This is a genomic window from Marivivens sp. JLT3646 (assembly GCF_001908835.1).
GTDB lineage: Bacteria > Pseudomonadota > Alphaproteobacteria > Rhodobacterales > Rhodobacteraceae > Marivivens > Marivivens geojensis.
The window spans coordinates 1,417,599-1,431,987 of sequence record NZ_CP018572.1 but is presented as its reverse complement, the minus strand read 5'-3'; the positions used below and the strand labels follow the sequence as shown (position 1 = coordinate 1,431,987).

Here is a 14,389-nt window from a genome sequence, read left to right as displayed (position 1 = left end):
TATGACCCAGCCGCTGTTTCGTGATGATGCCTATTGCCGTTCTGCTTCTGGCACTGTGACAGCATTGACCGAAGAGGGCGGGATCGTTCTGGATGCGACGATCTTTTATCCGACAGCGGGCGGTCAGCCGGGGGATAGCGGGCAACTGACGTGGGATGGCGGTCAGATGAAGATCGCAACCACGATCAAAGGGGAGGGCGATGATGTCGTTCTTGTCCCTGCAGAGCCTGCTCCATTGCCGCCCGTCGGCACCGTCGTTACGCAAGAAATCCAGTGGGATCGTCGCTATCGGCTGATGCGAGTTCACACTGCGTTACACCTTTTGTCTGTGGTTATTCCGCTCCCTGTGACGGGCGGATCTATCGGCGTTGATAAAGGGCGGCTCGATTTCGATATGCCCGATGCACCGAGCGATAAAGAAGCACTTGAGGCTGCATTGAACAACCTCATTGCGGGGGATCATCGGGTGTCCGATGAATACATCACCGACGCCGAACTCGACGCGAATCCGGAACTGGTGAAAACTATGTCGGTGCAGCCGCCGCGCGGGTCGGGGCGTATACGGCTGGTGCGGATCGGTGAGGGCGAACAGACTGTTGATTTGCAGCCCTGTGGCGGCACGCATGTCGCGTGGACCTCGGAAATCGGGGCCGTTCGGATCGGGAAAATCGAAAAGAAAGGCGCGCAGAACCGTCGCGTGTCCATTCACATCGAATAAGACGCCGATTCAGTGCGGAATTTTTGCAAGAGGCCCTTGCATTTCCTAATCCGTTGCGGCTAAACCCCGCGTCACGGACAGGTGGCCGAGTGGTCGAAGGCGCACGCCTGGAAAGTGTGTAGGCGGGAGACCGTCTCCAGGGTTCGAATCCCTGTCTGTCCGCCACTTCCCTTACATATCAATTCGATCCCGTGTCAGGCCTTGAGTTTGGCGTGGATCATTGCCGTTACGCGATCCGCATAGGCCTCGGGTGATAGTCCCCGTTTGCGCCATTTGCCGCGTTTGACATACCAGTCTTGAAGCAGTGGTTTCAGTAGCGCCGCATCGAGTTGGGCATCGTCTGTCTGATAAATCTTGTCCGCCGCACCTTGATCGATGACTTTCGCGAAAACGGTTTCGGTTTCCATCTCGCTCTGCACCGCGCGGGCACGTTGTTCTGGCGGAAACGATTTGGCTTCGAGGTAAGCGAAAACGAACCATTCTGTCATCGCTTCGGTCATGAGGATGTGGCGTTTAATGAGCCAAGCCAGCTGGTCTTTGACAGGCAGGGTAGGCGGCAGGATCAATTGCGCGGTGGCCGTGGAAATCACCGTCTCCAACACCATGGAGAGAAGTGTCTCTTTGCAGTCGAAATAGGCGTAAAGGCCGCCCATGCTCAGCCCCGTATCATTCGCGATGTCGCGCATGCTGGTGGCGTGAAACCCGTTGCGGTTCGACAGGCGGAGCACCGATTCCACAATGCGGGAGAGTTTCGCTGCGGCCACATCTGGCTTGCGGACCTTGATCGTGTCCGCATGGCGTTCCAGCATTTGACGACACAAGGCATCCATCGACAAATCGTCGGTGATGCGGGCGTCAGGGTTGGGCGATGTCCGTAGCGTCATGGGGTCTTTTCATAGGTGAAGTCTCGTGTATTGTAAATCTATCGAACGCTCGTTCGAAATATCTTAGGGGAGGAAGATATGCTGAAAGGACGCAAGGCGCTGGTCACAGGCGCATCAAGCGGGCTTGGCGCTCATTTCGCGCAAGTGCTCGCGGCGCAGGGGGCAGAGGTTACTCTGGGCGCTCGTCGTTTGGCGGAATTGCAAGAGGTTTGTGCACAGATCACCAACGATGGCGGTCAGGCCCGTGCTGTTCGTCTGGATGTTACCGATGCCAATAGCGTGGCTGAAGTCTGCGCGGAACCGTTCGATATTGTCGTCAATAATGCAGGCATTTCCGCAGCAGGGCCTGCGATTGGCTATTCGGAAGCGGATTGGGACCGCACGATGGATATCAACCTCAAAGGTGCGTTTCTCGTGAGCCAAGCCGCCGCCCAAAAGATGAAAGACAACGGCGGTGGGTCAATCATTAACATCGCCTCTATCCTCGGTCTTCGGGTTGCCGGCGCGGTTGCAGCCTATGCGACCTCAAAGGCCGCGCTGGTTCAATTGACCAAGGCGACCGCTCTGGAATGGGCACGGTATGGCATCCGTGTGAATGCGCTTTGCCCTGGGTATATCGAAACGCCGTTGAACACCGATTTCTTTGCGACCGACGCGGGGCAGGCATTGATCAAACGTATCCCGCAGCGTCGGCTTGGCCGGTTGCAGGATTTAGACGGGCCGCTTTTGCTGCTCGCGTCGGATGCAGGGGCCTACATGACAGGGTCCGAGATCGCCGTTGACGGCGGGCATCTGGTTTCATCGCTTTAAGGAGGGATACATGGATTTCACTATTTCAAAAGAGGTCGAAACCCTCCGCCAAGAGATCGCGGCGTTTGTAAATGATCGGATCATCCCGCTTGAGGGGGATCAGGCGAATTACGATGAGCACGGCAATATCCATCCTGACCAGTTGGAGCGTTTGCGCGCTGAGGCCAAAGCACAAGGCCTGTGGTGCCTCCAGCTTCGGCCTGAAACAGGCGGGCGGGGTCTGGGTAAAATGGGCATGGCGGTTTGCTATGAGGAAATGAACCGCTCGATCTTTGGGCCTGTGGTGTTCAATTCCGCGGCGCCTGATGATGGAAATATGATGGTGCTCGAAGCGCTCGGCACGCCTGAACAAAAGGCCAAATGGCTCGCCCCGATTGTTGAGGGCACGGTGCGCTCTGCCTTTGCGATGACCGAACCGCATCCGGGTGGTGGCTCTGATCCGGGGATGATGCTGACCCGTGCGGAACGGCAGGGCGATAATTACGTTGTTCATGGTCATAAGTGGTTCATCACAGGGGCCGAAGGGGCGGAGCATTTCATCCTTCTTGCGCGAACCTCTGACGATGCCCGCCGTGGGCACACGGCGTTTCTGTTCCACAAAGATCAACCCGGTTGGGAAATCACCCGCCGTATCCCGATCATGGGGCCAGAGGAGCATGGCGGCCATTGCGAGATCCGCTTTGACGGCCTGAAAATACCTGTCGAGGACGTCCTGATGGAGGAGGGGCGCGGGCTCAAAGTCACGCAAACCCGTCTGGGGCCAGCGCGTTTGACCCATTGTATGCGGTGGCTTGGTCTGTCGAAACGGTGTCTTGAGATCGCGACCGAATACGCTGAACGGCGCGAAGGGTTCGGGCAGCGGCTCATTGACCGCGAAAGCGTGCAACTGATGCTCGGTGATCTCGCGATGCGGATCGAAGTGGGTCGTATGTTGGTGATGAAGGCGGCATGGGAGATTGATCGCGGAAACTTTGCCAAGAAAGAAATTTCAATGGCTAAGATTCAGGTGGCAAACATCCTCCATGATGCAGCGGACCGTGCGATCCAGATCAATGGGGCGCGGGGCTATTCAAAGGATACCGTCCTCGAATGGATTTACCGTTACGCCCGTCAGGCTCGTTTGGTCGATGGTGCTGATGAGGTGCATAAGATGGTGCTGACCCGTGATCTCATCGCCAATGGGCGCGATTTCTGGAAATGGTCGGTGGAGGGCGAATGATGTTTTCGGCGTCTCACCTAAGTCCATCACAGGCGAACCATGTGCCAATGACGCCGCTCGATATGCTCGACCGAACGGTGGCAGAGAAGCCTGATGCACTGGCCGTCATTTGGGGTGAACAACGGATCACCTGGGCAGAGTTCGACACCATGGTGCAGCGCTTTGCTGGGCGTTTGCGTGATCTAGGCGTTGGCAAGGGCGATGTGGTTTCGGTCATTGCGGGCAATATCCCCGAAATGCTGGCCGCGCATTTTGCAGTCCCGACTTTGGGCGCAGTTCTAAATGCGATCAATACGCGGCTTGATCCCGAAGCCGTGCAGTTCATCGTACTGCATTGCGAGGCGAAGGTTTTGATAACAGACGCACCGCGTGCTGATCTGGGGCGCGCCTATGACACCCTGCCTGTTCACGTGTTTGGGCAGGATTTCGATATAGCAAAGGGGCCGTTGCCCGAACGGATCGATTGGCGCGGCGTGGTGACTGACGATTGGCAGCCGATTGCATTGAATTATACGTCGGGCACGACTGGCAACCCAAAGGGCGTCGTGCTGCACCATCGGGGCGCTTATATGAACGCGCTCGGCAACGCGGATGCCTTGGGGTTCGATCGCGACACGGTGTATCTTTGGACGCTGCCCTTGTTCCATTGCAACGGATGGTGCCACGGTTGGGCTGTGACCTCTGCGGGTGGGACGCATGTGTGTCTTGATGGCGTTGACCCGTCGCAGGTTTACAACGCGATTGAGGATCATGGCGTCACGAATTTCTTCTGCGCACCTGTTGTACTCTACATGCTGCTTGACCATCCCGATCGGGTAAAACGGTCAGCTGCGTCGCGGCCTGTTAAGGTCGGCACGGGTGGTGCGGCACCAACCTCTTCGTTGATTGAACGGATGGATGCCTTGGCGTTTGATCTGTCTCACCTCTATGGGCTGACCGAGTGTTATGGTCCTGCGACGGTGAATCATTTGCCGCACAGCCTGCGTGAGGCAGAGGCTGGCGTTCGGGCGAAATATCTTGCGTCGCAAGGCAAACGTCACACGACGGCCTGTGTCCTCAAAGTTTTTGATGAGGCCGATCAAGAGGTTCCGTGTGATGGTAAAACGACGGGTGAGATCGTTTTGCGCGGGAACACTCTCATGGCGGGTTATCTGAAAAATCCCGATGCAACGGCTGAGGCGCTGCGCGATGGTTGGTTCCGTACGGGCGACCTCGCCGTGGTATTGCCCGATGGTCGTTTGATGATCAAAGACCGCGCAAAAGACATCATCATCACCGGTGGCGAAAACGTATCATCGATTGAGGTCGAGGATGTTCTGCATCGGTGTGAGGCTGTCGCGCTTGCCGCAGTGGTCGCCGCGCCTCACGAAAAATGGGGCGAGACGCCTTGTGCATTCATTGAATTGCGAGACGGGGGGACTGTCGAAGAGGTGGAGGCGCACTGCCGCGAACACCTCGCGGGCTTTAAGCGGCCTCGCTATTTCGTGCCTCGTGTGATCCCTAAAACAGCAACCGGCAAGGTTCAGAAATTTATTCTGCGGCAAGAGGCCAAAGAACGATTTGGTGGAGGGGACGTGTAATGGATCAGTCGACCTTACACGAATTTCTCGACGCAACATTTGGCGCTGCGGATTTGTCTGAGCTGACCAAGATTTCGGGGGGCCAATCAAACCCGACATACTTTGTCACCCACGGCGACCGCCGAATGGTGCTGCGTAAACAACCTGATGGGCCAATTCTAAAAGGCGCACATGCGATTGATCGCGAATATCGGGTAATGAATGCGCTGGGTGCCCAAGGGGTTCCGGTGCCGAAAACAATCCTGTTTCACGAGGATGCCGAAACGCTCGGCACGCCGTTCTATTTGATGGAGCGGTTAGATGGGCGGGTGTTTGAGGATTGTAGTCTGCCTGACATGACGCCTGATGAACGCCGCGCGATCTATTTGGGTATGGCGGATGCGATGGCGAAAATGCATAGCGTGGTGCCGTCTGAGGCTGGGTTGGGAGATTATGGCCCGCCGGGGAATTACTTTGAACGGCAAGTGCGCAGGTGGTCCAAACAGCTCTTTGCTTCGACCGGAGAGCCGATCCCTGATCTGGAATTCCTCGCGAATTGGCTGACAGAGAACCAGCCCGAAGATGATGGTGAACTGGCCGTGGCCCATGGGGATTTTCGTCTCGGAAACCTCATGTTTCATCCAACAGAGCCTCGGGTAATTGCTATCCTAGATTGGGAGCTTTCAACGCTTGGGCATCCGATGGCGGATTTGGGCTTCTGTTCGATGACATGGCATTCCGCGCCTGAGGAATATGGGGGGATATTAGGCCTCGATTGGACCGCTTTGGGTATTCCAAGCAAAGAAGAATTCGCGGCGCGTTATTTTGAAACCGCCCGCACATCGGCGCGGCTCAGCGACTTTCATGTGATCTTCTCCCTGTTCCGCTTTGCCGTGATCTTTGTTGGTATTCGGGATCGCGTGGCCCAAGGGACTGCGACGGCGTCGAATGCCGCAGAGATGGCACCTCTGGCACGAGCCTTTGCAAAACGTGCAAGCGATTTGGTTGGCTGATTTTGGCAAAAAGTCAGTGAGTTAAATGGTTGTCCTAACCTGATCGAGGTCAATGCGCCGAGGTTATAGGTTCATTTACCTATTGCACTCAGGCAGCCACGGGCGATGACTTGTCGGTAAATAGGCTGAGCCGTATTCCGAAAGGGCGTCACCGTGAGCATTCTATGTAGTCTACCGATCATTGCTGGTTTGCTATCGGGCTGTGGCGACGGAGCCTCTTTCGCGACGGGTTATGTCGAAGGGGACTATACGCTGGTCGCGCCTGTCAGCGTGGCACAGGTCCGCGAGATTACTGTCGCTCGGGGTGATCACGTTGAGGCCGATACGGTGATGGTCGCAATGGAACGCCACGATGCCGAGATCGCGTTGGCTGAGGCGCAGGCGAATGTCGCGCAAGCCGAGAGCCAGCTCGCCAATTTACAAGAGGGCGCTCGGCCTGAGGAAATCGCTGTGATCGAGGCGAACCTTGCCTCGGCGAATTTGCAGGCGGATGAGGCGAACCGTGAACGCGATCGATTAGAGCAGCTTTTCGCCCGTGGTGTGGCCACGGATGCCCAGCGCGATGATGCGATTACGGCGGCGCAGGTCGCTGCGTCCAAGGTGGCTGTTGTGTCCGCTGAATTGGCTGTTGCGCGGCTGCCCGCCCGCCCGCCCGCCCGCAGGCCATCGCGCAGGCTGAGGCGGTTGTGGCTGCGGCCAATGCGGCCTTGGATCGAGCAGAGTGGCAGTTAGAGCAGCGCGAGTTGTCGCTGGCGGTGCCTGTCACCGTGGTCGATATTCTGCGACAAGAGGGTGAAATTGCAGGGCCAACTGCACCAGTGTTGTCGGTTCTGCCAGAGGGGGCTGTGAAATTACGGCTCTATGTGCCTGAAACGTCTTATGCGTCGATTTCGGTCGGGGACACTTTGGCGGTCGAATGCGATGGCTGCGGGGAAGGTCTGACCGCCACAATCAGCTATATCTCGAGCGATCCAGAGTTCACGCCACCTGTCATCTACTCTGTCGAGAACCGTCAAAAGCTGGTCTATCTGATCGAGGCACGCCCGACATCGGAACACGACCTTAATCCGGGTCAGATCGTGAATGTGCGGTTGCCATGACTGACCTTGCCATATCGGTCAGTGGCCTGACCAAGCGGTTCGGTGAAAAGACCGTCGTTAACAACGTGAGCCTCGACGTCCGCAAGGGCGAGATCATGGGGTTTCTCGGCCCGAATGGATCAGGCAAGACGACGACCATTCGGTTGATGTGTGGGCTGTTGGAACCAGACAGTGGCGAAGGCCGCGTCTTGGGGCATGACATTCGCACCGAGCGTCGCGCGATCAAACGCAAGGTCGGTTATATGACACAGAGGTTCTCGTTTTACGAGGACCTGACGATCGCAGAAAACCTGAGCTTTGTTGCGGGGCTCTATGGGATGTCGCCCAAACGGCAGGTCGTTAAGGATACGATTGCCGATCTCGGTCTGACGGCACTTAAAGATCAGCTGGCGGGGTCGCTCTCGGGCGGATGGAAACAGCGTTTGGCTTTGGCGGCCTGTATCATGCACAAGCCTGCGCTTTTGATGTTGGATGAACCGACCGCGGGCGTTGACCCAAAGGCGCGACGTGAGTTTTGGGATGAAATCCACGCCTTGGCGCATGGTGGCCTGACCGTGTTGGTGTCGACCCACTACATGGACGAGGCAGAGCGCTGTCACCGCATTTCCTACATCTCTTACGGTGATCTGATTGCGCAAGGTACCGTGCCAGAGGTCGTCCAAGGGGCAGCACTCACGACCTATGTTGTGACAGGTGGAGACACGGCGCAGGCCGCGCGGCTTTTGCGCTGCGCTTTGGGTGTCGATCAAGTGGCGCCTTTTGGCGCAACCCTCCACGTCGTTGGACGTGATGCGATGGCTCTTAAAACCAGCGTGGAGGTGGTCGCGTCCCAAACAGGGTGCAACGCGAAAATGTCTGACACCAGCCTTGAGGATGTGTTCATCCAACTAATGGGCGCGGCGCAGGACAATATGCAATGAACAGGTTCTTTTCGCTTCATCGACTTGTCGCGCTTCTGATCAAGGAAATGATCCAGATGCGGCGGGATCGTGTGACCTTTGCGATGATGCTGGGCGTACCTTTGATGCAGTTGATGCTCTTTGGGTTTGCGATCAACACCGATCCCAAAGCCTTGCCTGCGGCGCTCGTGTCCCCGACCCAAGACCGTTATACCCGCGCGATGGTCACGGCATTGGAACTGACGGGTTATTATCGGTTCATTGCCCCAAATGCGACCGAAGATGAAGCGGAGGATATGATATCCCGTGGTGAGGTCGCCTTTGTCGTAACGGTGCCGTCAGATTTCGGGCGTCGGATCGAGCGGGGCGATCAGGCGAGCATTTTGATTGAGGCGGATGCAACCGATCCGTCAGTGGCGTCAGGCGCGATCTCAACACTCAGCACGGTCGCGAATTCGGCGTTGTTGCGCGAGGCGGGGCAGGGCCAGAAGCAGTCGAACGGGTTAGAGATCATTGTGCACCGCCGCTACAATCCCGAAGGTATCACGCAATACAACATCGTCCCAGGTTTGCTCGGCGTGATCCTTCAGTTGACGATGGTCATGATGACCGCGATGGCGCTGACGCGCGAGGTCGAGCGGGGCACCATGGAGAACCTATTGTCGATGCCGGCAAACCCACTTGAGATCATGCTGGGCAAGGTGGTGCCATATCTGATCGTGGGAGCTGTGCAGGTGGTTGTGGTGCTGGTGTCTGCGAAATTGGTCTTCAACGTGCCGTTCGTCGGGTCGCTCTCGCTCGTCCTTGCGGGCGTCTTCGTGTTCGTGCTGGCATTGGTGATCTTGGGGTATCTTTTGTCCACGGTATCACGCACACAGATGCAAGCGATGCAGCTTACGTTCTTTTTCTTCCTCCCGTCGCTTTTGCTTTCGGGATTCATGTTCCCATATCGCGGGATGCCAGCATGGGCGCAGGTGATTGGTGAGGTTTTCCCGCTCACTCACTTTTTGCGGCTCATCCGCGCCGTGATGCTAAAGGGCGCGGATTTTTCGGCGGTGGCGGGGCCGTTCTTTGCCTTGGTCCTTTTTGCCGTTGGTTTGGCCGTACTGGCGCTCTTCAGGTTCCGCAAGACGCTCGACTAAGGATAAAACCCGCAGGCCAGCGTGATTAACCCAAATGGGATGTTGTTGGACGTTGCCCCCGTAGCCTGAATAAGCTATCGCAGCGGCAAGCTAGCTAGGGGACTCTCATGACCAAGAAAAACGGCCTGACTTACGCAGATGCGGGTGTGGATATCGACGCAGGCAATATGCTTGTTGAACGGATCAAACCTGCCGCGAAACGCACAGCCCGTTCGGGTGTTATGGCGGGTCTGGGCGGTTTTGGCGCTCTGTTCGACCTCAAGGGTGCGGGTTATGAGGATCCTATCCTCGTGGCGGCAACCGACGGCGTTGGTACGAAGCTTCGCATCGCGATTGATACGGGCAACGTTGATACCGTTGGCATTGACCTCGTTGCGATGTGCGTGAACGACCTCGTGTGTCAGGGTGCAGAGCCACTGTTCTTCCTCGACTATTTCGCGACGGGTAAACTGGACGTGGATAGCGCGACCCGCATCATCAACGGCATTGCCAAGGGTTGTGAAGACAGCGGTTGCGCATTGATCGGTGGTGAAACCGCTGAGATGCCCGGCATGTATCACGATGGCGATTTTGACCTAGCTGGGTTCGCCGTTGGCGCTATGGAGCGTGGCTCTGATCTACCCGCTGGCGTTCAGGTCGGTGATGTTCTGTTGGGCCTTGGTTCAAACGGCGTGCACTCGAACGGCTATTCCTTCGTGCGTAAGGTTGTCGAACTCTCGGGCCTCGGCTGGGATGCGGCAAGCCCGTTCTCTGACGGCACATTGGGTGAGGCACTTCTCGCGCCGACCCGTCTCTATGTTAAACAAGCTCTGGCTGCGGTGCGGGCAGGTGGCGTTCACGCTCTCGCTCACATCACGGGCGGCGGTCTGACTGAAAACCTGCCGCGCGTTCTGCCCGACGATATGGGCGCAACGATCGACCTTTCGTCGTGGGAACTTCCTCCAGTGTTCCGTTGGTTGGCTGAAACCGCCAACATGGAAGAAAAAGAACTGCTGAAAACCTTCAACTCTGGCATCGGCATGATCGTTGTTGTTGCGGCTGACCGCGCGGACGAGATCGCTGCGCTGCTGACCGCAGAAGGCGAAGCTGTGACCCGTATTGGCACCGTGACCGATCAGTCAGGCGTGGCCTACACAGGCAAACTTCTGTGACCAAACGCGTTGCAATCCTGATTTCTGGCGGCGGCTCCAACATGGTGTCGCTGGTAAAGGATATGCAATCGGGTGATCATCCTGCGACGCCAGTTCTGGTTGTCTCAAACGTCGCTGATGCTGGTGGTTTACAAAAGGCCGTTGATCTCCGCGTGGCGACCGCAGTCGTCGATCACAAACCGTTCGGAAAAGACCGCGAGGCCTTCGAGGCCGAATTGACCCGTGTGTTGGAAGAGGCTCAGCCAGACATCATTTGTTGTGCGGGCTTCATGCGTATCCTCACCGAAGGATTCACGAGCCACTGGGGCGGACGGATGCTCAACATCCATCCGTCGCTATTGCCGAAATATAAAGGCCTGCACACGCACCAACGTGCGCTTGAGGCGGGTGATACGGAGCATGGCTGTTCCGTGCATGAAGTGACAGCTGAGCTGGACGGCGGGCCGATCCTGGGTCAGGCAAAGATCGCGATTGAAGCAGGCGATACTGCCGATACCCTCGCGTCACGTTTGCTGGCGTGGGAACACAAACTCTATCCCGCAGTCCTGCGTCGCTATGCGGTTGGGGATCGTACCCCTCTGTTTCTCGGGTAACTTTCCTTTGTTGGTGAATTGCCTTAAAGATATCGATCAAGAGCAGTTTACGGACTTAGTATGAAGACGATCACCACGACCGAGGCGCTGGCCGCCTTTTGCGCAGAAGCCGCCAAACGCCCCTATGTGACTGTCGATACAGAGTTTTTGCGTGAACGCACGTATTATTCCAAACTCTGCCTTCTGCAGATGGCATATCAGGACGACGCTGGGTCGGACGCTGTGCTGGTCGATCCTTTGGTTGATGGCCTGTCTCTCGAACCCGTTTACGAGCTGTTCCGCAACACCGATGTCGTCAAGGTGTTCCATGCAGCGCGTCAGGACCTCGAAATTTTCTTTGTCGAAGGCGGTGTGATCCCTGAGCCTCTGTTTGATACCCAAGTTGCTGCAATGGTCTGTGGCTACGGCGAACAAGTGGGATACGAGACATTGGTGCGAAAGATCGCCAATGCATCGCTCGATAAATCGTCACGTTTCACCGATTGGTCCCGTCGTCCACTTACAGACGCGCAGTTGACCTATGCACTAGCTGACGTGACGCACTTGCGTGACATTTACGAAGTGCTGTCCAAACGCCTCGCTAAATCTGGCCGTGAACGTTGGGTTTCCGAGGAAATGGCTGTCCTCAAGGATCCAGACACCTATCGCACCGATCCCGAAGATGCGTGGATGCGCGTGAAGACCCGCACCAATTCGGGCAAGTTCCTATCGATCGTCAAAGAGTTGGCGCGCTTCCGCGAGGAGTTCGCCCAGACCCGTAACATCCCACGCAGTCGTGTGTATAAGGATGATGCACTGGTCGAATTGGCCTCTACAAAGCCCGAGAACGAAAAAGATCTCGCGCGGTCGCGGCTATTGCTGCGCGAAGCCCGCAAAGGCGAGATAGCCGATGGTATCTTGGCCGCAGTGAAAGCTGGGATCGCGACGCCGCCTGAAAAAGCGCCAAAGCCCGATCTGACCCGTGAAAAGCTACAAGTGAACCCTGCGATTGCGGACCTTCTCCGCGTTCTGTTGAAAGCCAAAGCGGAAGAAGAAGGCGTTGCGCAAAAACTGATCGCGACGTCTGCGGACCTCGATGCGATTGCAGCAGGTGAACGCGATGTGCCTGCTTTATCAGGCTGGCGGCGTGAGGTCTTTGGCGAAGAGGCGCTACTCTTGTGTCAGGGCAAGGTTGCTCTGGCGACCAAGGGCACGAATGTGGTGACGATCCGCCTTTAACGGCGGGTGGTCACAGTGTTTCCTGCACCTTTGACGATCACGGATCGAATGCCGGCTAGGTCATCCGCCGACAAAACCGTTGCGGCCGTAATGGTGCGGGATGCGATAGTGCCTTCAATTTCAAAGCGGGCAGGGCGTTCGACACGGAACGCATATGTCGCTGTGCCGTTCTGGATGTTTTCGAAGACCAGTTCCGCGTTGAAATAGCCTTGGGTCGGGGCAACGCCTGTCGCACGCAAAATCGCGCCCGATGGGGTTTGTGCGATTTCGGCGGACATCACTTGAGCGATTAGATCGCGGCTATCGACGACAACGACGTCTCGCTTGGTCGGAACCAAGGGCTGCGTGGCTTGGGGCGCGGTGGCGACAGGGGCCTCACGATCTTTGTTGAACCAATTCATCGGGTTCACGGGTGATCCTGCCAATCGGGAACACCCCGAAACTGTCAGAACCAAACAAGCAGCCATCCCGATGGGTCGCAACATTGGATTTTCCTTTCCCGTATCGTTGCCAAAGGGATAACGGGATTGAACCGAGTTGAAAAGCTCCCTCTGGACGTTTCATGTGATGCCACCTAAGTCATGGGGCAACAGAAAGGACGCACCATGGCCACGCAAGCATTCGAAGACATCGCGGATACCTTTGATTTCCTCGACGACTGGGAAGATCGCTATCGTCATGTCATCGAATTGGGCAAAGCGATGCCGCCGCTTGAGGATGCGTTCAAAGTGCCCGCGACCAAGGTTGAAGGTTGCGCATCGCAGGTGTGGCTTGTGCCAGAGATTTCCGATGGCGTGTTTCGGTTCCGTGGGGAAAGTGACGCGATGATCGTGCGGGGTCTCGTGGCGATCCTTGGTGCGCTTTATAATGAGGTGCCGGTATCTGAGGTACTCTCGATTGACGCTCATGCAGAGTTGGGGCGGCTTGGCCTGAATGACCACCTGTCTGCACAGCGGTCCAACGGTGTCCGTGCGATGGTCGAACGTATTCGGGCTGTTGCTGCTGCCGCTTAACCAAGCGCTCATCGCCCAAAGAAAAACCCCGCCAATGGCGGGGTTTTGTGTGTCTTAGAACGGGATTTCGTCGTCGATGTTCGATCCGCCGCCTTGGCTGCTGGAGCCACCCGACGAACGGTCGTCGTAGCCGCCGTAACCACCATCAGCGGGCGGGCCATCGTAGCCACCGCCAGCACCGCCACCGTTGCCACCGTCACCACGACCGCCAAGCAGGGTCAGGTTGCCGCCGTAGGGGCGAAGGACGACTTCGGTCGAGTAACGGTCCTGTCCTTGTTGATCTTGCCATTTGCGGGTTTCAAGCTGGCCTTCGATGTAAACGGTCGACCCCTTGCGCAGGTATTGCTCTGCAATGCGGCCCAGCGCTTCGTTGAAGATCGCGACAGAGTGCCACTCGGTGCGTTCACGGCGTTCGCCAGTGTTGCGGTCTTTCCAGGTTTCCGACGTTGCGATGCGCAGGTTTACAACCTTGCCGCCGTTAGAAAAGGTGCGAACCTCTGGGTCACGGCCCAAGTTGCCGATGATGATAACTTTGTTCACGGATCCGGCCATGCCGCGTCCCCCTCGAATCTGAAAATACCGTTTCAGACGTTACATCACTCCAGCGGCGTTAATGAAACCCCAATATCGGGACGGACGACCTAAACTTCGGTCATAGGCGCCTCTAACCGCAGGTCTAAGACGAGCATCTGCAACCGCAGTGCAATACCAATGGTTGAGAAGGCAGGGCAATTGATCAGCAGCGGATCACGGTGATCCGTTCACATCAATTTCGGAGATTACCCTATGACCTTCAAATCCATCCTCGCTGCATCTGTTCTCTCGTTCGCTGTTGCTGGTGCTGCAGTGGCTGGCTCGCCCGTTTCTGACGAAGTCAAAGCACAGGCAACCGCTGCTTTGACCGCGCAGGGTTACGAAGTGCGTTCCGTGCAAATGGAAGACGGTATGATCGAAGCCTACGCGATCAAAGATGGCAAAGCGTTTGAGGTCTACCTCGATGCAGACATGAACATCGTCGAAGTTAAAAACTAATCACCTGCGGTTGGACGGCGCGAACTCCCTTTTGCGCC

The 14,389-nt window shown here is 56.8% G+C and carries 17 protein-coding genes and 1 tRNA gene; 15 read left to right on the top strand and 3 right to left on the bottom strand.

What is annotated here, in order from left to right; genetic code table 11:
• Position 1 precedes the first annotated feature (1 nt).
• Together BSK21_RS07115 and BSK21_RS07110 are read left to right on the top strand one after the other, a co-directional pair.
• Positions 2-718 carry an alanyl-tRNA editing protein gene (locus BSK21_RS07115; RefSeq protein WP_067545315.1) on the top strand — a complete coding sequence of 239 codons (717 nt, stop codon included), beginning with the start codon at positions 2-4 and terminating at the stop codon, positions 716-718.
• 75 nt (positions 719-793) lie between these two features.
• A tRNA-Ser gene (locus BSK21_RS07110) sits at positions 794-883 on the top strand.
• Positions 884-912: 29 nt separating this feature from the next.
• Here the strand turns inward: BSK21_RS07110 and BSK21_RS07105 are convergent.
• Entirely contained in the window at positions 913-1,602 is a 690-nt protein-coding gene (locus BSK21_RS07105; protein ID WP_067545312.1) for a TetR/AcrR family transcriptional regulator, read from the bottom strand.
• A gap of 78 nt (positions 1,603-1,680) precedes the next feature.
• On the opposite strand from BSK21_RS07105, the gene BSK21_RS07100 reads away from it, so the two are divergent.
• From BSK21_RS07100 to rnd, 11 genes are all read left to right on the top strand, one after another.
• Complete coding sequence (locus tag BSK21_RS07100; protein ID WP_067545309.1) at positions 1,681-2,412, top strand: SDR family NAD(P)-dependent oxidoreductase; 732 nt, start codon at positions 1,681-1,683, stop codon at positions 2,410-2,412.
• Between the two features lie 10 nt (positions 2,413-2,422).
• The gene (locus tag BSK21_RS07095) at positions 2,423-3,631 is read left to right on the top strand and encodes an acyl-CoA dehydrogenase family protein (protein WP_067545306.1); all 1,209 of its coding nucleotides are present in this window, start codon (positions 2,423-2,425) and stop codon (positions 3,629-3,631) included.
• A 47-nt stretch (positions 3,632-3,678) separates the two neighbouring features.
• Positions 3,679-5,211: an AMP-binding protein gene (locus tag BSK21_RS07090; protein ID WP_231924660.1), complete on the top strand. Its 1,533-nt coding sequence runs from the start codon at positions 3,679-3,681 to the stop codon at positions 5,209-5,211.
• Positions 5,211-6,203: a phosphotransferase family protein gene (locus BSK21_RS07085; protein WP_067545300.1), complete on the top strand. Its 993-nt coding sequence runs from the start codon at positions 5,211-5,213 to the stop codon at positions 6,201-6,203. The genes BSK21_RS07090 and BSK21_RS07085 overlap by 1 nt, the downstream gene beginning before the upstream one ends.
• 153 nt (positions 6,204-6,356) lie before the next feature.
• Entirely contained in the window at positions 6,357-6,935 is a 579-nt protein-coding gene (locus BSK21_RS16155) for an HlyD family secretion protein (RefSeq protein ID WP_232230455.1), read from the top strand.
• Positions 6,890-7,303 (top strand): HlyD family efflux transporter periplasmic adaptor subunit, encoded by a 414-nt coding sequence (locus tag BSK21_RS16150; protein ID WP_231924656.1) that lies wholly within the window; start codon positions 6,890-6,892, stop codon positions 7,301-7,303. The genes BSK21_RS16155 and BSK21_RS16150 overlap by 46 nt, the downstream gene beginning before the upstream one ends.
• Positions 7,300-8,223, top strand: coding sequence for an ABC transporter ATP-binding protein (locus BSK21_RS07075; RefSeq protein WP_067545297.1), 924 nt, complete (start codon positions 7,300-7,302; stop codon positions 8,221-8,223). The genes BSK21_RS16150 and BSK21_RS07075 overlap by 4 nt, the downstream gene beginning before the upstream one ends.
• On the top strand, positions 8,220-9,344 hold the full coding sequence (locus BSK21_RS07070; RefSeq protein ID WP_067545294.1) for an ABC transporter permease: 1,125 nt from the start codon (positions 8,220-8,222) through the stop codon (positions 9,342-9,344). Before BSK21_RS07075 ends, BSK21_RS07070 begins: the two co-directional genes overlap by 4 nt.
• Before the next feature lie 107 nt (positions 9,345-9,451).
• The gene (gene purM / locus BSK21_RS07065) at positions 9,452-10,495 is read left to right on the top strand and encodes a phosphoribosylformylglycinamidine cyclo-ligase (RefSeq protein ID WP_067545289.1); all 1,044 of its coding nucleotides are present in this window, start codon (positions 9,452-9,454) and stop codon (positions 10,493-10,495) included.
• Positions 10,496-10,536: 41 nt separating this feature from the next.
• Positions 10,537-11,088: a phosphoribosylglycinamide formyltransferase gene (gene purN / locus BSK21_RS07060; protein WP_067546534.1), complete on the top strand. Its 552-nt coding sequence runs from the start codon at positions 10,537-10,539 to the stop codon at positions 11,086-11,088.
• 60 nt (positions 11,089-11,148) lie between these two features.
• Positions 11,149-12,306 (top strand): ribonuclease D, encoded by a 1,158-nt coding sequence (rnd, locus tag BSK21_RS07055; RefSeq protein WP_067545286.1) that lies wholly within the window; start codon positions 11,149-11,151, stop codon positions 12,304-12,306.
• On the opposite strand, the gene BSK21_RS07050 is transcribed toward rnd, so the two are convergent.
• Positions 12,303-12,791 (bottom strand): hypothetical protein, encoded by a 489-nt coding sequence (locus tag BSK21_RS07050; RefSeq protein ID WP_067545284.1) that lies wholly within the window; start codon positions 12,789-12,791, stop codon positions 12,303-12,305. The two genes, rnd and BSK21_RS07050, sit on opposite strands and share 4 nt — an antisense overlap.
• 120 nt (positions 12,792-12,911) lie before the next feature.
• Between BSK21_RS07050 and BSK21_RS07045 the strand changes: the two genes are divergently transcribed.
• Positions 12,912-13,319, top strand: coding sequence for a SufE family protein (locus BSK21_RS07045; RefSeq protein ID WP_067545281.1), 408 nt, complete (start codon positions 12,912-12,914; stop codon positions 13,317-13,319).
• Positions 13,320-13,373: 54 nt separating this feature from the next.
• Here the strand turns inward: BSK21_RS07045 and ssb are convergent, their stop codons facing one another.
• On the bottom strand, positions 13,374-13,871 hold the full coding sequence (gene ssb, locus BSK21_RS07040) for a single-stranded DNA-binding protein (RefSeq protein ID WP_067545277.1): 498 nt from the start codon (positions 13,869-13,871) through the stop codon (positions 13,374-13,376).
• Positions 13,872-14,105: 234 nt separating this feature from the next.
• Here ssb and BSK21_RS07035 point away from each other — a divergent pair, with 234 nt between their 5' ends.
• Complete coding sequence (locus tag BSK21_RS07035) at positions 14,106-14,351, top strand: PepSY domain-containing protein (RefSeq protein WP_067545274.1); 246 nt, start codon at positions 14,106-14,108, stop codon at positions 14,349-14,351.
• The last annotated feature ends 38 nt before the right edge of the window (positions 14,352-14,389 follow it).